Origin of the sequence: Paenibacillus allorhizoplanae (genome assembly GCF_927798215.1) — a bacterium.
Classification (GTDB): domain Bacteria; phylum Bacillota; class Bacilli; order Paenibacillales; family NBRC-103111; genus Paenibacillus_E; species Paenibacillus_E allorhizoplanae.
In genome coordinates this window covers 13,687-30,782 of the sequence record NZ_CAKMMW010000008.1, presented here as the reverse complement: position 1 = coordinate 30,782, position 17,096 = coordinate 13,687, and the positions used below count along the sequence as shown (strand labels likewise).

The following is a 17,096-nucleotide window of genomic DNA, read 5'->3' as shown; positions in this document are numbered from 1 at the left end:
ACTTATGGATCGTCATCCGAAACCAGTCTGGTATGCTGATTTAGGGGATGGTCAATTCCGCAACCCCATCCTTTACGCCGATTATTCGGATCCAGATGTCGTGCGTGTCGGGGAAGATTTCTATATGACAGCTTCGAGCTTCAACAGCTCCCCTGGCTTACCCATTTTACATTCGAAGGATTTGGTGAACTGGACCGTAATCGCCCATGCGATAGATCGTCTTCCAGATAGTTATGAAGCGGTGCGCCATGGGGAAGGGGTGTGGGCTCCGAGCATTCGGTATCACGACAGCAAGTTTTGGATATTTTTCAGCGCGCCGGATGAGGGGATTTATATGACAACTGCCGAGAATGCGGCGGGTCCTTGGTCACCTTTGCATCTGGTCAAAGAGGTGAAGGGTTGGATAGATCCATGTCCATTGTGGGATGTAGATGGCAATGCCTATTTGGTTCATGCTTTTGCAAAGAGTCGTACGGGTATTAAGAGTAAGCTGAAAATTTGCCCAATGCGTCCTGATGGAACAGCACTTCTAGGTGATGGTGAGATTATCTTTGACGGAACAGAGCATCACCCAACGATTGAGGGCCCTAAGCTATATAAACGAAATGGCTATTACTATATCTTTGCCCCTGCCGGAGGCGTGCCGATTGGTTGGCAGACGATTCTACGTTCCAAACAGATTATGGGCCCTTATGAGGATAAGATAGTCCTGCATCAAGGAGATTCTCCGATCAACGGGCCTCATCAAGGCGGATTTATTGAACTGGATTCAGGTGAGGCTTGGTTTCTTCATTTTCAGGATCGCGAAGCATACGGAAGAATTGTGCATCTACAGCCAATGAGCTGGGAGAAGGATTGGCCAGTTATGGGCATAGATACGAACGGCGATGGCATTGGCGAGCCTGTTCTTATTCACGCTAAGCCTAACGTAGGCAGGGACTATCCACTTGCAGTGCCGGAAACCAGCGACGAATTCGATGATCCATCCTTAGGGCTGCAATGGCAGAAGTGAATGGTATTCACTCACAGTGAATCCAGGGAGCCTACGCCTCTACGCCCAACGGCTCCCTGAGCACGCAGCAACGCTATATGAGGCTCCGAATGTGCTCTGTCAGAAGTTTCCTGCGCCTGTATTTGCAGCTACAGCCAAGGTTTCCTTCCAGCACATCGATGAACAAAATCTGGCGGGATTAACTGTTTTTGGGCATTCGTACCGTTACACAGCGTTGCAAAAAACGGATACAGGGTTTAAGCTAGTTTTTGGTGAAGGCAGCGGGAATAAGGAATCCTCTAGTGAAGAGATGACGGAAAGTGTAGCTGTACCGCATGGCGTTCACGAGATCTGTTTGCGTGTGGACGTAGAATTAGAGGCATCCTGCACGTTTAGCTATAGTTGGGATGGGGCGAATTACTTGCCAATTGGCAGGGGTTTCGAAGCTGTCCCCGGCGGCTGGGTAGGTGCCAAGCTTGGATTATTTTGTCTTACCAAAGGTGAAGCTGCAAGCCAAGGGTATGTGGATATTGACTGGTTTCATGTGGAGTAACTAAGACTGGTGGAGGCGTCGAGGATTCCGCATGCTGGTCTTCAATACTTAGGAAGGGAATCGTGCTGGCATGCAAAAATACTTACTTCGATTACTCGGTTTCACTCTTATCCTCGGTGCGCTTCCAACAGTCATCATTGGTATTGCTTCTTACTATATTGCCACACAAGATATCGAAGAAAAGGTTAATGAGGGTAATCTGCAGCTATTGCAGCAAACGCAAATGCGTGTAGAACAAACTTTAAGATCGATGGAACTGTCCGCCTTACAGTTCGTCAATTCCTCACTCGTTAAAGGGAGTATGAATGAATCATTGACCGGTGAAGACTTCATACAAGTTCGAGAACTCATGACAGGATTATATAATATGCAGTCCAAAGCCGTCGTTAAGCAAGCCTATCTCATGAATATTGAGAAAGATTGGGCGGTTTCTTTGAATGGGCTGAAGCTAGCAGACAGTATGGACAATAAGAAGGAATTTCTAGCCTATGCGAAGCAACCAGAAAGTATTTTTTGGAATACAAGGGATATAGGGAGTGTTAATACGGCACTTGAGAGTGATACGACATCGGAACTTACTTCTGCCCCTAGCGAAACAATCAGTCTCGTGTACAAAATCCCGCTTGCTCCAAAGACAAATACACCTAAGGGACTGCTCGTCGTACAAATATCGACCTCTGAAATCCATGGCGGGTTGACAGCCAAAAACACACTAGGAAACAATTATGTCCTAGATAAAACGGGAATGGCTTTCCTATCAACAGCTAGTGACAAAGAAGCTAACAGTGAAATTAATCATATCATTCAGGATCGTGTGAGTAATCAACTGCAAAAGCAAGGCTTTTTCAAAGCGAAAATCGGTGATAAGAACATGGGAGTATCGTATCTTTCCTCTGGGAACAATAGCTGGACCTTTGTAAATGTTGTTTCGATCGAGGAAATTACGAAGGGAAGCAAGAAAATTGCCATACTCACTGCCGGTGTGTGTGGGTTCATCTTACTACTTGTGCTTATCTTTGCTTTCTATGGAAGCCGACGCATGTATACACCGATCCGCAGCCTGCTTGAATTTATGAAGAAGATGGATACCGATGCCAATCCAGAACGTTTGGGTACAGATGAATGGAGTTATATCAAGGAAAGCTTGCAATCTTTATTCGTATCAAGAGGCCGGCTCGAGAAACAAATGCAGGGGCAGTCGGCTCATTTGAAGGAATTTTTTGTGCTGAAGCTATTTACGGGTCAAATCTCCGATAGTGATTTCTTGTACCGTTCTAGAATGTATGGGTTTCCGATAGAGTGGGATCATCTGGGTGTTCTTACGGTACAAATCGATAATCTTCAGGATACACGTTATCAGGAGCAGGATCGAGAACTGCTGCTATTCGCTATTAATAACATTGTTGGGGAGCTTCTTCCACAGCAATCCAGGTTTAGTCCCATTCTATTGAATGAATCCCAAGTTACGTTGCTGGCAGTGTCTACGGATCAAACACAGGATCTGAAAACGTATTTCTACCAAACCGCTGAGTTGATTAAATCGACTGTGGAACAGTACCTTCAACTGCAAGTGAGCATTGGCATTAGCGCGTCGTTCGATAAGCTTTCCTATACGGTTAAGGCCTATGGCGAAAGTTTAACGGCGTTGAAATCTCGGATTAGTCTGGGGCCCGATATCATTGTTCATTATGAGGACATGGAGCAGAACGGGAATACGGAAACCGCCGTATATGCGCATCTGAAGGTCGTTGAAGATCAGTTAATTCAGGCGTTGAAGGATGTTCAGTTACCCAAGGCGGTAGACATCTTTAACCAATACTTATCTTCCATTCTGCATAAAGATGGGTTTCTACATGAGCATCATATTTTATTAATGCAGGTGATGGCTCGTATCTTATTAATTGTGCAGGACCGAGGCGTATCTGTGAAAAAGGTATTGGACGGAGATGGGGATATTGAGCGCTTCCTCAAACTGCAGACGCGCGAGGAAATTTCCTTATGGTTTCAATCGCGGTTATTCGCGCCGGTTGTCCGTATTCTCACGGAAAAGGCGGATACTCAGTTCCTAAATATTGCTGATCGTCTAATGCGAATGATTCATGAGCAGTACGATCAGGAAATGACGTTGGAATCGTGTGCATCTGCCCTAAATTTCCATCCTGTTTATTTAAGTCGTGTTTTCAAGAAAGAAATTGGCGTGTCGTTCAGCGATTATTTGTCGGAGTACCGCATGAACATGGCGAAAGTGATGCTAGAGACAACGAACCTGAAGATTTCAGAAATCGGGGAGAAATTGCAGTATAAAAATATTAGTGCCTTCATCCGAACCTTCCGCAAAACCTTCGGTATGACACCAGGCAGCTATAGGGAGCTGCTCGATCAGAAGTAGATACCACCTAAGATCATAAAGGCTATCTCATAACGGTTAGATACCGGTAAATGAGGTAGTCTTTTTCCTTTTGCCGTGTTACATGGAGGTTTCTTACGGCATACGCCAAGTTGTGTGAAAGCTATGTTATACCGTAATTGGCCATAGATAGATGGTTCTCTTCCTAACTTTCAATCAAGTTATCTGCAAGGTATTTCCTTACATAGGGGGATCAAACATACTCGAGTCATATCCCATATCGGATGGATAGCAGAAGGAGAGAATGGACATGAAGCTAGATACAGGATTGAAGGCGGCTCCAATCAAAAAAGCGAAAATCAAACAGCGCAAGGCGATATGGATGCAAGATTTTATTCGTGACAAATGGCTTTACTATATGTTGTTGCCTGGCGTCGCGTATTTCATTATTTTCAAATATATTCCGATGTATGGCATCCTAATGGCTTTTCAGGATTACAAGCCTCATTTGGGATATATGGGGAGCCCATGGGTAGGCTTAAAGCATTTTCATCGTTTCTTTAATGAACCGCAGTTTTGGGGATTATTCCGGAATACAGTATTACTTGCCCTATACAATATTGCTTTCTTCTTCCCCTTACCGATCGTACTTTCCTTAATGATGAATGAGATACGCAGGGAGAAGTTCAAACGGTTTGTACAAACGTTAGTCTATATCCCCCATTTTGTTTCTTGGGTCGTGGTCGTTGGTATCTTTTACATTCTGCTTACGACAGAGAACGGTATACTCAACGAATTATTGTTTAAGTTGACCGGTGAAAAGATTGCCTTCCTCATGGAGCCAGAATGGTTCCGAACGATGATCGTCACGCAATCGATTTGGAAGGAAGTTGGCTGGGGGACCATCATCTTCTTGGCAGCGCTTGCTGGCGTTGATATGCAATTATATGAAGCTGCAAGAATGGATGGTGCTTCTCGGTGGCGGCAAGTGTGGCACATTACACTGCCAGCGATCAGCTCTACGATTGTGATTCTCTTCATCCTTCGTCTAGGTAACTTTCTCGATGCGGGCTTCGAGCATATCTTCTTGATGCTTGCACCGACAAACCGCGAGGTTGGCGAAGTGTTTGATACGTACGTGTATATGAAAGGCTTGGAGCAAGGGCAGTTCGGATACAGCGCGGCTGTCGGTTTATTCAAGTCTACAGTTGGATTATTTCTTGTTCTAGGCTCTAATTGGCTCGCCAAACGATTTGGGCAAGAGGGCGTCTACTGATCATAGCTCATAAATGGAGGAATGACTGCAATGTCTTATGATAAAACGCTTGGAAACCGCATCTTTGACGCAATTAACTATACGGTGCTGCTCATTGTCGCACTTGTCTGTGTCTTGCCATTTGTATATGTATTAGCCATTTCGTTTACAAGCCCATCCGAGGTGGCCAAGGGCGGCATCCTCTTATTTCCCAAGGAATGGTCGCTCTCTGCTTATACCTATATTTTATCCACGAATACCTTGATTCGCAGCATGATGGTTTCCATTTATATTACGGTCGTCGGGACGTTTATCAACTTATTATTCACAGCCCTTATGGCCTATCCATTAGCGAAAAAGAAGCTAAGAGGACGACAAACGATTTTACTTGGCGTTCTGATCACCATGTTGTTTAGCGGTGGTATGATTCCCACGTATTTTGTAGTCAAGGACTTGCATCTGACGAATACGTTATGGTCGCTGATGATTCCAAGTGCCATTAGTGCCTTTAATCTTATCGTTTTGAAAAATTTCTTCCAAGAGATTCCGGACGGGTTAGAAGATTCAGCTAAAATTGATGGCTGTACAGACCTCGGTGTCTTGTTCCGAATCGTGCTGCCGCTCTCCATGCCAGCCATGGCTACCTTTGGTTTATTTTATGCGGTGGCACACTGGAATCAATTCTTCAATGCGATTATTTATATCAATGATAATGCGAAGTGGCCGATTCAAGTGCTCCTACGAGAGATTATTATGCTGGCTCAAAGCCGGATTGGCGACACGGGATTCGATGAGACGGAAATTCAACCTTTGACGATCCGCATGGCGGTCATTGTATTTGCAACATTGCCAATCTTGATTGTGTATCCGTTCTTGCAAAAGCATTTCACAAAAGGCGTTATGTTAGGCTCGGTTAAAGGTTAGAGCTAGATGCTAGGTGCTAGGTGCGATAACACACGATAATTAGCCCTTTTATGAAGAGGAGGAGCGTACACATGTCTACATTTCGTAATCCGATATTGCCTGGTTTTTATCCTGATCCTTCAATTTGTAGGGTCGGGGATGACTATTACATGGTGACGTCTACGTTTGAGTATTACCCAGGGGTTCCTATTTTCCACAGTAAGGACCTTGTTCATTGGCAGCAGTTAGGGCATGTGTTGGATCGTCCCTCTCAGCTGAACTTAGACGGAACGCCATGCTCCAGAGGAATTTATGCGCCTACGATTCGCTATGCGAATGGTGTCTTCTATATGATCACGACATTCGTGGTGAGTGCGACAGGCGAGCGCAGGAATTTCTTCGTTACGGCCGACAATCCAGCAGGTCCTTGGTCGGACCCCTTCTGGCTTCAAGGTGCGCCAGGAATAGATCCATCGTTGTTTTTCGATGAAGACGGCAAGGCGTATTACACCGGTAACCGTATGCCGCCTGCTGGGCAGCAGTATCCGAAGCATATGGAAATATGGCTGCAGGAGCTTGATCTGGAGACGAAACAACTCGTCGGTCCAACCTTCAGCTTATGGGATGGCGCATTGAAGGGCATTCATGCGCAGGAAGGGCCGCATTTGTACCGCATCAACGGCTATTACTACTTAATCATCGCAGAGGGTGGAACTGGTCATACACATTCCGTGACAATTGCTCGATCTGAGACATTGACGGGACCTTACGAGGTCGGCAAAACGAATCCCATACTGACGCATCGCCATTTAGGGCAAGCCTACGGGATTGTAAATGTCGGGCATGCGGATATTGTAGAAACGCAAAACGGGGAGTGGTGGATGGTTTGTCTAGCCTCCCGGCCTTATGGAGGGCATTACCGGAATATGGGGCGTGAAACGTTCCTAGTTCCGTTTATATGGGAAGAAGGTTGGCCGGTTGTCAATCCAGGCAAAGGCATCGTGGAATTGGAACTGCGTCGGCCAGATTTACCACAACATCGTTGGTCTTCGAAGCCAGCGTGCGATCACTTCGACGCACCTGAGTTGGATCAACGGTGGAGCTTCCTGCGGACACCGCGAGGTGATTTCTGGAGCCTCACGGAGCGGCCTGGGCATCTCAGGCTGCGGCTTAAGCCGGATTCCATCACGAAGTTTGAGAATCCAAGCTTCGTAGGGCGGCGCCAGCAGCATTTCTCATTTGCCGTGCGAACTTCGGTGGCGTTCACGCCGGGAAGCCCTCATGAAGCCGCAGGTTTAGTGCTGCTGCAGAACAATGACTTCCAATTCAGGCTGGAAATCAGCATGAATGAAAGTTCCCAAACGATCCTGCGACTCGTCAGAAGGGAGAATGGCATCGAGACTGTGCTTGCCTCTTGTAAGCTCCATGCCGATCGCGTCTATCTGAAGGTGGAGGCGCTCGAACAGAGCTTGCGCTTTGACTACGCTGAAATAGCGGAAGCTTGGACGCTGTTATGTGATCATGTCGACGCTACCATTTTGAGCGCGGATAAAGCTGGTGGATTTGTTGGCGCATACATCGGCCTGTTTGCGGAGAGTAATGGCGGACAGTGCAAGAACCAAGCGGATTTTGATTATTTTGAGTACGTTGAGCTCGATACGAATTGATCTTCAGCCAACAAGTAACGGCTTAAGCTTCATTTAGCGTATAATCATTCATTGGAGGGGTAACTAGCATGAACAGAAGAAAACAGATTGCGACGCTTATGGGAACAGCTTTGTTGACAACGACCGTATTAACAGCTTGTTCGAGTACGGGAGATACAGGCTCGGCAAGCACGACGAAGGTTCCGGACAACACGCCTTTTCCACTTTCACTTGTGGTGAACCAGGTTGGTGAAGTGCCTTCGAAAGACAGTGAAATGGAGAAGTCGATTAGAGCCTATACGAACACGGATCTGCAAATACAATGGATACCTCAGGCTGCCTATGATGAAAAGGTTAATGTCATGATTGCTTCGAATGAGCTGCCTAAGTTGATCAAACTAAACTACAATAACCCGAGTATCATTAGCTCCGTCAAATCGGATTTGTTCTGGGAAATCGGGCCCTATCTCAAAGATTACAAAAACCTGGCTGCTCAAAATCAGCAGTTCTATGACAATATTGCGGTTAACGGTAAGGTGTATGGTGTTCCTTTATTTCGTGATTTAGGACGGTCTGTTGTTCATTTCCGCAAAGATTGGATGGATGCACTAGGTCTTAAAGCACCGAAAACGTTGGAAGACTGGTATAACGTTGCCAAAGGGATGACCACAGGTGACCCTGATAAAAATGGCAAGAACGATACGTACGGACTCATTTTATCCAAAAGATATAATCAAGACGCGGATTCCTTGTTAACGCGAATTACCGTTTCCCAAGGCGGGCCGAACAAATGGCAAGTCGTGGACGGCAGCTTTACACCAGAATTTGTCACGGAGCCATTCTTCGAAACGATGAAGTTGTTTAAGCGGCTGTACGAAGAGAAGTTGATTAACCAAGACTTTGCAGTAGTCGACGTGACAGAAGTTGATAAACAATATCAATCAGGACGCGGAGGTATCACGATTAGCGGAGGCAATGCGCAGTCTTGGTATGATAAACTCATTAAAGTTGTGCCGACAGCGGTTATTGATGCAGGACCTCTAGAGGGCCCGAACGGCATCAAATTGCCGAGCGAGAGTGGGAACAACGGTTTCTTGGCGATTCCAAAGTCATCCGTTAAGACCGAAGCTGAGATGAAGAAGGTATTAACCTTTGTGGATAAGCTCATGGATCCGACGATGGCAATGCTATTGGTAAAAGGGATTGAAGGAAAGCATTGGGCGGATAAAGGCGAATTTACTGAGCCGCTTGATCGTGATGCGGATGCCAAAGAAGTGAAGCCTTATCGTGATAACTTGCCTCAACGTAGCGAGGCCTACAATATAGCGAAGCCTATGAAACAGCCAGATCTGTTCAATAAGAACAAAAAGATTGGTCTAGAAAATGAGAAGTATATCGTGGTAAACCCAGCGCTTACGCTAGATTCGGCTACGATCTCAGAGAAGGGCAAAGAGCTGGATCAAATGATTACAGATGCCGAAACGAAATTCATTATGGGTAAAATTGACGAAGCGGGCTGGAAGGCTGAGATTCAGAAGTGGCGAACAGCTGGCGGAGACAAAGTGATCCAAGAATTCAAAGAGTCTTATGCAAAAGCGAAGAAGAAATAACGGTTTCCCCAAAAGCTGTCCCTTTAGGACGGCTCTTTGGCAGGTTAACGCTAAAAAACGCCTCTCCCCTTAATGGGGAAAGACGTTTTGTGACATACGTTATATGGAGTGACGCTTTGATCCCTTATACCGCACTCGCAATATGATCCTCAATATACTGCTCCAACTTAATCCGCACATACGGCGGCAAGCCTGATAGCATACAACCATAGCGGAAGCTGCGTCCTTCGGTCACGATGCGAATGACACGACCCGTGATCGGAGGTAATCCAGCTTCCTGAGGGAAGTGGATGACGACGAACATATCTGGTGCAAGCAGCACATCCGTTGTGATCTGAAGCCCGCTTTCGGATAAATCGAACAGAGTTCCGTCAATATTTTGCCCGGAGAAAGAACCTTCTTGCTCCCATTGGTAAATGGACAGCTTCAAGTTAATATCCAGCTGCACACGTGTATTTTTACGACGTTCGCGACCAGAGAGAGGAGAAGCGGCTTTCACCGATTCCGTAACAACAAGCTCACTAGGCTTAACAACCTCTTGCCCCATCCATTCCTCGTAGCACTTAATGACAGCGCTAAGATCTTCTTCACCTAAGCCTTTGCTTAGGCCGATCTGGAACAGATTGGTGGCGGACTGCAGCATTGGCGTCGGTAGTTGAAATTTACCCGTTATTTCTTGCGCGAGCAGCAAATCTTTCAGCATCAGCTTCAAGGAGAATTGATTGCTGAAATCGCGATCGAGAATTTTATCGCCTTTGAGCTCGACTTGCTTGCTATTGGCTCCGCCAGAGCGGACGATTTCTAAGAATTGGCTAGGATGAATACCAGCTTTTGTTGCAATAGATAAGCCTTCGGCAAGTCCTGCAAGATTAATCCCGACCATGGTATTGTGAGCGAGCTTGGCATAGGAACCAGAACCGCTCGGCCCTAGGTAAAGAGCTTTGCTGCCTAGAACGTGGAACAATTCTAGCTGCTCCTCGAATACTTCTCGGCTGCCGCCAACCATGAACGTAAGCGTTCCTGCTTCAGCAGCGGGCTTCGTACCTGTAACAGGCGCGTCGATGAAGTCGACGAAATGCGCTGAGAGCTCTTCCGCGAGCTTTTGACTTGTTTGGGGAGATACGGTACTGGTGTCAATAATCGTGAGTGCCGGGTGGATACCGCTCAGAATACCTTGCTCACTGTAAAATGTTTCGAGAAGCGCAGCATCATTGCTGAGCATCGTAAATAGGACATCTGAGCTGCGAGCGACTTCCGCAGGTGTGAGGCCAACCTCAGCCCCCATTTGCCCAAGCTCGTCCGCTTTTCCAGCAGTCCGATTATATACAGTTACCATAAACCCTTTTTGAATAAGGTTAGCAGCCATGGGTCTACCCATTGTGCCAAGTCCAATAAAGCCGATACGTTTCATGTCCTCACCTCTGACTTCATTTTAGCATGGGAATTAATACCTGTGAATTCCTTTCTCGCTTGCTTTTAGACAAGCAAATAAGTATGCTAGGAAAAGGTAAAAAATAGAGATGGAGGCGAACCTATTGAGTAAAAAACTACAATTTGATTACAGCAAGGCATTATCCTTCTTATCCCAGCATGAGGTCGATTACTTGTCGGCTCAAGTGGAGCTAGCCCATGACCAACTGCATAACAAAACAGGTGCAGGCTCTGATTATTTAGGGTGGGTAGATCTTCCTGAGAACTACAATCGTGAAGAGTTTGCCCGCATTGGGGCATCTGCGAAACAAATTCAATCGGATTCCGACGTGCTTGTCGTGATCGGTATTGGTGGCTCCTATCTAGGTGCACGTGCTGCACTAGAAATGTTGTCTCATTCTTTTTATAACATTTTGCCAAAAGATAAGCGTAAAACACCTGAAATTTATTTCGTTGGAAATAACATTTCCTCCACATATGTAACACATTTGCTTCAATTGCTTGAGGGCAAAGATTTCTCCGTGAACGTGATTTCCAAATCCGGTACGACAACTGAGCCAGCGATTGCTTTCCGTATTTTCCGCGAACTATTGGAGAAGAAGTACGGTAAGGAAGCCGCTCGCAAACGGATCTACGCAACAACGGATCAAGAGAAGGGCGCGCTCAAAACTTTGGCAACAGCAGAAGGCTACGAAACTTTCGTTATTCCGGATGATGTTGGTGGACGTTACTCCGTGCTAACAGCGGTTGGCTTACTGCCAATTGCGACTGCAGGCATTGACGTTGAAGCGATCATGAAAGGTGCGGCAGATGCGCAGCAAGAGTTCTCGAATCCGAAGCTGAGCGAGAACCAAGCTTACCAATATGCAGCTGTTCGTAACTCCTTGTATCGTAAAGGGAAAACGATCGAAATCCTCGTCAATTATGAACCATCCTTGCACTTCGTTTCGGAGTGGTGGAAGCAATTGTTCGGTGAGAGCGAAGGGAAGGACTACAAAGGGATTTATCCTGCTTCGGTAGACTTCTCAACGGATCTTCACTCGATGGGACAGTTCGTTCAAGATGGTAATCGCATTTTGTTCGAAACGGTTATCCAAGTTGACCAAGTCGCTGATCATATCACAATCGGTACAGATGCAGATGATCTGGATGGTCTGAATTTCCTTAGCGGCAAAACGATGGATTTCGTGAACAAGAAGGCATTCCAAGGCACGATGCTTGCGCACACAGACGGTCAAGTACCGAACCTAATCGTAACATTGCCGGATATGACGCCTTACTCTTTCGGATACATGGTCTATTTCTTTGAAAAAGCATGCGGCATCAGTGGTTATTTGATGGGTGTGAATCCGTTCGATCAACCAGGTGTTGAAGCATACAAAAAGAACATGTTTGCTCTCTTAGGCAAGCCTGGCTATGAGAAAGAAAAGGCGGAACTTGAAGCTCGTTTGCAGCAGTAATTAGCAACTCACAATAAAAACGATCAATCCTATCGGATAGGTCGTTTTTTTGCACCTTTTTTTCCATTATTTATGTGGTAAATTTTCTTTCTATATTGTCGAAGTCTTATGTTGTGTGTAGAATATAGTGAAACAGTTGTTTCCTTCTACCGAGAAAGGTTGGCTATGCTAGCACATTATCGCACAATCCATTCGTATGGTTCGTCTGAGATTATCATCAAGAAGTCACGTTTCATCGGTCATGCTAAACCCGTAGAGTCAGAAGAAGAAGCAATCCAGTTTATTGAAGCGATCAAGAAAGAACACAGAGCGGCGACGCATAATTGCAGTGCGTATATCATTGGTGAGCGGGATCAAATCCAGAAGCAATCCGATGATGGAGAACCCAGCGGTACCGCAGGGAAGCCGATTCTGGAAGTGATGAAGCATCAAGGGCTCAAGAATACCGTTGTCGTAGTTACTCGTTATTTTGGTGGCATCATGTTAGGTGCTGGCGGACTTATTCGCGCTTATACGGATGGGGCTGTGGCAGGCATAGAAGCAGGAAAGCCGATTTATAAAGTAAATCATCAGCTCGTGCTGATTGAAGTCGATTATACATGGTATGGCAAGCTGGAAAACGAACTGAGAAATCAAGGGATGTTGCTAGGGGATATTGGGTTTACGGACAAAGTAACCGTTCCTTGTTATCCTTTAGCTGCTGAAGCGGAAGCATTCATGAATTGGGCAACTGATGTTACACAAGGTCAAAGCTTGATCGTCGCGGGTAGGAACGAATACATCGTTCACGAGAGCTTGCCTGAATAGGCAGGCTCCCAGAAGACCCAACAAATTTCATATGAGCTGAGGATGCGGAGGGATAGGAATGGCTAGGAAAGCAGTCGCGCAAGAGCTTAGCAGAGAACGAATTCTTACAGAGGCGCGGGAATTATTCGCTACTTTCGGCTATCGCGCTTTAACGATGCGAAGCATTGCTAAAGCAATGGGGTACAGTCATGGTGCGTTATATTACCATTTTAATGAAAAAGCTGAATTATTTTATGCACTAATTAAAGACGATTTTGCCTTACTGCTGCAGCGTCAGCGGGAAATGATTGTTCGTGAGCATGGGTTTAGCGTGAATTTGCTTCAAAAGTTAATGATGGAATTCGTCTGGTTTGGTTTAAGTAATCCGAATCACTACGAAATGATGTTTATGATTAACGAGCCAGAACTACAGCAGTACTCGCGTACCGAACAAGCGCAGTGCTTGGACATGTTTGCCATTGTGATTCGTGAAGTGATGGCAGATCAGCCAGGAGCTGAGAGCCGGAAGTTTACACTTCCTTGGAATTTGTTCATGTCTTTACATGGCTTTATTTCCTATTGTATTCAGTTTAAGCTATCATACGAGGATGCACGTAAATTGGCTGACGAGCATATTCGCCTTATCTGCGTTAGCCTGGATGTCGATTCAGCTGAATTGCAACGTCCGCTAGTCAAAATGGTTGGGCCGAATGTACTTAAATCAATCGTGATATAGAAGAAATAAGGGAGCGAGACGATCTGTCTTTGCTTCTTTTTTTGCATAAGGGGACAAACTGTATTTTACATTACCCTGTATGTGCTTTAAAATGATGAAAAGACAGCGATGGAAGGATGATTACATTGGATTTGAATGTATGGTCGGAAGAGAACGTTGAATTTATGTTTGAAGGTATTACAAGAAAGCTGCGCATGGCAACAGGAGGATCTATTAAAGCCTCCAACGTGAAAGAAGAAATGTACGAGGATTTGAAGGATCTTTACGATATGGTCACGAGCAAGGATCGTTTCAGCATTAGCGAGATTGATGCGATTACAACTGAACTTGGGAAAATTCGCAAAGCCTAGTAGATAAAAACTTACCCCATAAGCCTGCCGCTGTTTCTGACCTTGTGTTGGAGGAGCGGTTTTTTGTTGTGATTTCGCATGAAGCCCCAAGCTCGAACTTGGAACTACTAGGGACAGCGCGGGGGTTGGATTGATCACGCTCACTCATCGCTCACCTTTCTCAAAAATGCAAAAATACAACCTTTATCACTAAATTATGGTTGAAATTGGTGAATGCGTGCAAAAAGGCAACTTTTTTAACGTGTTTAAGGATAATTTCCTGAAATCACTCCAAATTGATGCCTATTTGCATCAATTTCCAATTACGGTGGGGAAACCTATTCTAACAAGTGCTCTTTTGCATTTTGGCAGGTTCTCTTATCCTCACTACTCTCCAGTTACCCTTTAGTTACTCTCTTTACTTCCTGTCCCCCCCCCTTGTCGGTCGCCAGTCATCCTTGATTAACTGGATTCTCTCCATCTATTTCAAGCCAAATCTCCGATTTTTGGAAAATAACTGGATTCTCTCCGGTAAATATCAGCAAATCTTATCGAACTACTCATACAATCTTATCGAACTACTCATACTTAGCAAAATTAGCTGTAGGAAATCCAGTTAAACTCCAGCAATGCTAGATATCCCCGAAATTAGTTGTAGGAAATCCAGTTAATCGATCCAACAAACCCCAGCATGATCCCACGAGTTCCAACTGAGGTCGACTTCTATTTTCAGTGATGCTAGTGACTGCCAAATGTTAATTATAACAGCTTAATCCCATCAATCGGCACTCGTGGATTCAGCGAGCTCCAACCGCCAATCGTTGCATTGCATGAAATGCCCTGGTGGATACTCAAATTCACACTCGCTCATCAGCGTAAAGTTAAGCTTGCGACACACAGCATTCGATGCTGGATTGTGAATCGAGGGGAAAGCATGCATCCACCGAAATTTAGCCTCGGAACTCGCATGGGAAATAGCTGCCTGTAAGGCGCTACTGGCTAGTCCTCGCCCTTGAAATCCGGGAAGCACACTCCAACCGACTTCGTAGACATATTCCCCTTGCCAATGGCTGTCCCAGTATCCAATACTACCCACGGCTTCACGATCAGGCAGCAGTACGATGCTAAACATGTGACCCTTGCCTTTGCCGCTGATTTCCAGATAGCGTTTGTGGCGAATTGCCAGCTGCTCCTCTGTTTCCGGCCCCCCCAGATGTTCCATCATCTCAGGAGCATTGATAAGCCGCAGAAGTTCAAGATCCGATTCAGACCAAGGAACGATACTAACCTGTGATACTTTCTCTGACATTTTCTCACTCCTAACATACCTAGTAATCTAGCAATTGAGTTCTGCTGTTATCTCCATCATATTGGAACGTATGTTCCGTGGCAAGTCATCATCCAATTCACATACATACAATCCCTCCGCCAAGGACAAAATAGGTAGAAATTGGCACATAAGGAGACGTAACATTGATGCATCATGGAGAGGCTTCCGCCGCTACTTTACCGCAATTCCCCAAGTCATTCTGGCTCGATTCTGTCGACAAGCTCCCTCAGTTTCCCTCACTGGCTGCTGATTTGAAGACCGATGTAGTCGTCATTGGCGCAGGTATTACTGGAATCACAACGGCGTATTTACTCGCAAAGCGAGGAGTTAAGGTTGTTGTACTGAATGCCGGTCCAATCCTAGAAGGAACGACGGGACACACGACCGCCAAAATTACAACGCAACATGGACTTATATATCATGAGTTTCTTTCCCATTTTGGAGAGGAGAAGACTCGTCTTTATTATGAGGCGAATCAAGAAGCGCTGATACTGATTAAACAAACGATTACTGAGCTAGACATCGACTGTCAGCTTACTGATGAAGACGCTTATCTCTATACGAGTGATGATGATTATTTAAACCAACTACAGGACGAATATATGGCCTATGGGCAACTGCAAATCGGTGGTGATTATCTGGAATCAACGCCTCTGCCTTTCGCGACGAAAGCAGCCATTCGACTAAAGGGGCAAGCTAGGTTCAATCCTGTGCCTTACCTGATCAGACTCCTTCAGGAGATTACGAAGCTGGGTGGTCATATTTATGAGGGAACAACCGTCGTAGGTGCGACCCATGAGCAGCCATCCATTGTCAAAACAAAGCAAGGGCATCAAGTTACTTGCAATTATGTGGTCACAGCCTCCCATTATCCGTTTAACGACATCAAGGGAGCGTATTTCACTCGCCTGCATGCGGAGAAATCGTATGTGATTGCAGCGCGCACGAAGAAAGCTTTCCCTGGGGGGATGTACATCAACGTGGAGCAACCAAGTCGCTCTCTTCGTGCTGTCACCATCCATGGAGAACCTGCGGTTCTTATCGGCGGTGAGGGTCATAAGACAGGGCAAGGTCTATGTACGCATCAGTATTATGAAAATCTCCAGAAGTTCGGTGAGGACATATTCGGTCTACAGGAGATTTTGTATCGTTGGTCAGCCCAAGATGTGTTCACGCTGGATAAAATGCCCTATATTGGACAGCAATTTTCCGATGCTCCTCACCTCCTCATGGCGACTGGCTTTCGCAAATGGGGAATGACGACCAGCATGGTAGCGGCGCTGCTAAATACGAAGATTGTTCTAGGGGAGAAGAGTCCCTACGAAGAAGTATTTACACCGCATCGTTTCCATGCCGATCCGAGTATTAAAACATTTGTCATGCAGAATGCCAACGTCGCCAAAGAGTTTGTTGCTGGTAAGTTTGATTTGCTGCATAAGCAACCTGAAGAACTGTCACCTGATGAAGGGGCCGTCGTCAGCGTGAAGGGGAAGAGAGCTGGTGCGTACAGAGAACCGAATGGAGAACTGCACGTGGTCGATACGACTTGTACCCATTTGGGGTGTGAAGTCGATTGGAATGAAGCGGAGCGAACATGGGATTGCCCATGTCACGGCTCTAGATATTCCTTTCAAGGTGATGTGATTGAAGGACCTGCCAAAAAGGCGCTTACCAAACTGACCGTAGAGTAACTAGCCCCTTCAGGACATGAGCGTATTT

General features: G+C 45.8%; 12 protein-coding genes and 1 pseudogene. 11 read left to right on the top strand and 2 right to left on the bottom strand.

Annotated elements, in window-relative coordinates; genetic code table 11:
* Positions 1 to 4 precede the first annotated feature (4 nt).
* The 6 genes and pseudogenes from L6I86_RS15115 to L6I86_RS15090 all read left to right on the top strand — a co-directional run bounded on the left by L6I86_RS15115 (position 5) and on the right by L6I86_RS15090 (position 9,305).
* A pseudogene (locus tag L6I86_RS15115) lies at positions 5 to 1,544 on the top strand (glycoside hydrolase family 43 protein).
* Positions 1,545 to 1,614: 70 nt separating this feature from the next.
* The gene (locus L6I86_RS15110; protein WP_236288321.1) at positions 1,615 to 3,933 is read left to right on the top strand and encodes a helix-turn-helix domain-containing protein; all 2,319 of its coding nucleotides are present in this window, start codon (positions 1,615 to 1,617) and stop codon (positions 3,931 to 3,933) included.
* Between the two features lie 340 nt (positions 3,934 to 4,273).
* A complete protein-coding gene (locus L6I86_RS15105; RefSeq protein ID WP_236288661.1) occupies positions 4,274 to 5,167 on the top strand; it encodes an ABC transporter permease in 894 nt (297 codons plus the stop codon).
* Between the two features lie 30 nt (positions 5,168 to 5,197).
* Positions 5,198 to 6,070: a carbohydrate ABC transporter permease gene (locus tag L6I86_RS15100; protein ID WP_236288319.1), complete on the top strand. Its 873-nt coding sequence runs from the start codon at positions 5,198 to 5,200 to the stop codon at positions 6,068 to 6,070.
* Positions 6,071 to 6,141: 71 nt separating this feature from the next.
* The gene (locus L6I86_RS15095; RefSeq protein ID WP_236288318.1) at positions 6,142 to 7,716 is read left to right on the top strand and encodes a glycoside hydrolase family 43 protein; all 1,575 of its coding nucleotides are present in this window, start codon (positions 6,142 to 6,144) and stop codon (positions 7,714 to 7,716) included.
* 68 nt (positions 7,717 to 7,784) lie between these two features.
* Positions 7,785 to 9,305 carry a type 2 periplasmic-binding domain-containing protein gene (locus L6I86_RS15090; RefSeq protein ID WP_236288316.1) on the top strand — a complete coding sequence of 507 codons (1,521 nt, stop codon included), beginning with the start codon at positions 7,785 to 7,787 and terminating at the stop codon, positions 9,303 to 9,305.
* A gap of 124 nt (positions 9,306 to 9,429) precedes the next feature.
* Here the strand turns inward: L6I86_RS15090 and L6I86_RS15080 are convergent, their stop codons facing one another.
* Positions 9,430 to 10,716 (bottom strand): NAD(P)-binding domain-containing protein, encoded by a 1,287-nt coding sequence (locus L6I86_RS15080; protein WP_338113412.1) that lies wholly within the window; start codon positions 10,714 to 10,716, stop codon positions 9,430 to 9,432.
* Between the two features lie 124 nt (positions 10,717 to 10,840).
* Here L6I86_RS15080 and L6I86_RS15075 point away from each other — a divergent pair, with 124 nt between their 5' ends.
* The 4 genes from L6I86_RS15075 (at position 10,841) to L6I86_RS15060 (ending at position 14,068) form a co-directional block, all read left to right on the top strand.
* Positions 10,841 to 12,196, top strand: coding sequence for a glucose-6-phosphate isomerase (locus tag L6I86_RS15075; RefSeq protein ID WP_236288314.1), 1,356 nt, complete (start codon positions 10,841 to 10,843; stop codon positions 12,194 to 12,196).
* A 165-nt stretch (positions 12,197 to 12,361) separates the two neighbouring features.
* Positions 12,362 to 13,003 carry a YigZ family protein gene (locus tag L6I86_RS15070; protein ID WP_236288312.1) on the top strand — a complete coding sequence of 214 codons (642 nt, stop codon included), beginning with the start codon at positions 12,362 to 12,364 and terminating at the stop codon, positions 13,001 to 13,003.
* A gap of 58 nt (positions 13,004 to 13,061) precedes the next feature.
* Positions 13,062 to 13,718: a TetR/AcrR family transcriptional regulator gene (locus L6I86_RS15065; protein WP_056609034.1), complete on the top strand. Its 657-nt coding sequence runs from the start codon at positions 13,062 to 13,064 to the stop codon at positions 13,716 to 13,718.
* Positions 13,719 to 13,843: 125 nt separating this feature from the next.
* The gene (locus tag L6I86_RS15060) at positions 13,844 to 14,068 is read left to right on the top strand and encodes a DUF1128 domain-containing protein (RefSeq protein ID WP_236288657.1); all 225 of its coding nucleotides are present in this window, start codon (positions 13,844 to 13,846) and stop codon (positions 14,066 to 14,068) included.
* Positions 14,069 to 14,825: 757 nt separating this feature from the next.
* On the opposite strand, the gene L6I86_RS15055 is transcribed toward L6I86_RS15060, so the two are convergent.
* Positions 14,826 to 15,356 carry a GNAT family N-acetyltransferase gene (locus tag L6I86_RS15055; RefSeq protein WP_236288310.1) on the bottom strand — a complete coding sequence of 177 codons (531 nt, stop codon included), beginning with the start codon at positions 15,354 to 15,356 and terminating at the stop codon, positions 14,826 to 14,828.
* Between the two features lie 167 nt (positions 15,357 to 15,523).
* Here L6I86_RS15055 and L6I86_RS15050 point away from each other — a divergent pair, with 167 nt between their 5' ends.
* Positions 15,524 to 17,068 (top strand): FAD-dependent oxidoreductase, encoded by a 1,545-nt coding sequence (locus L6I86_RS15050; RefSeq protein ID WP_236288307.1) that lies wholly within the window; start codon positions 15,524 to 15,526, stop codon positions 17,066 to 17,068.
* Positions 17,069 to 17,096 lie beyond the last annotated feature (28 nt).

What these genes read in the sequence shown, in the direction of transcription:
- L6I86_RS15095 (WP_236288318.1), top strand. Translation starts at nt 6,142, where the DNA reads ATGTCTACATTTCGTAATCCGATATTGCCTGGTTTTTATCCTGATCCT.
- L6I86_RS15080 (WP_338113412.1), bottom strand. Translation starts at nt 10,716, where the DNA reads ATGAAACGTATCGGCTTTATTGGACTTGGCACAATGGGTAGACCCATG.
- L6I86_RS15055 (WP_236288310.1), bottom strand. Translation starts at nt 15,356, where the DNA reads ATGTCAGAGAAAGTATCACAGGTTAGTATCGTTCCTTGGTCTGAATCG.
- L6I86_RS15070 (WP_236288312.1), top strand. Translation starts at nt 12,362, where the DNA reads ATGCTAGCACATTATCGCACAATCCATTCGTATGGTTCGTCTGAGATT.
- L6I86_RS15090 (WP_236288316.1), top strand. Translation starts at nt 7,785, where the DNA reads ATGAACAGAAGAAAACAGATTGCGACGCTTATGGGAACAGCTTTGTTG.
- L6I86_RS15050 (WP_236288307.1), top strand. Translation starts at nt 15,524, where the DNA reads ATGCATCATGGAGAGGCTTCCGCCGCTACTTTACCGCAATTCCCCAAG.
- L6I86_RS15110 (WP_236288321.1), top strand. Translation starts at nt 1,615, where the DNA reads ATGCAAAAATACTTACTTCGATTACTCGGTTTCACTCTTATCCTCGGT.
- L6I86_RS15100 (WP_236288319.1), top strand. Translation starts at nt 5,198, where the DNA reads ATGTCTTATGATAAAACGCTTGGAAACCGCATCTTTGACGCAATTAAC.
- L6I86_RS15105 (WP_236288661.1), top strand. Translation starts at nt 4,274, where the DNA reads ATGCAAGATTTTATTCGTGACAAATGGCTTTACTATATGTTGTTGCCT.
- L6I86_RS15065 (WP_056609034.1), top strand. Translation starts at nt 13,062, where the DNA reads ATGGCTAGGAAAGCAGTCGCGCAAGAGCTTAGCAGAGAACGAATTCTT.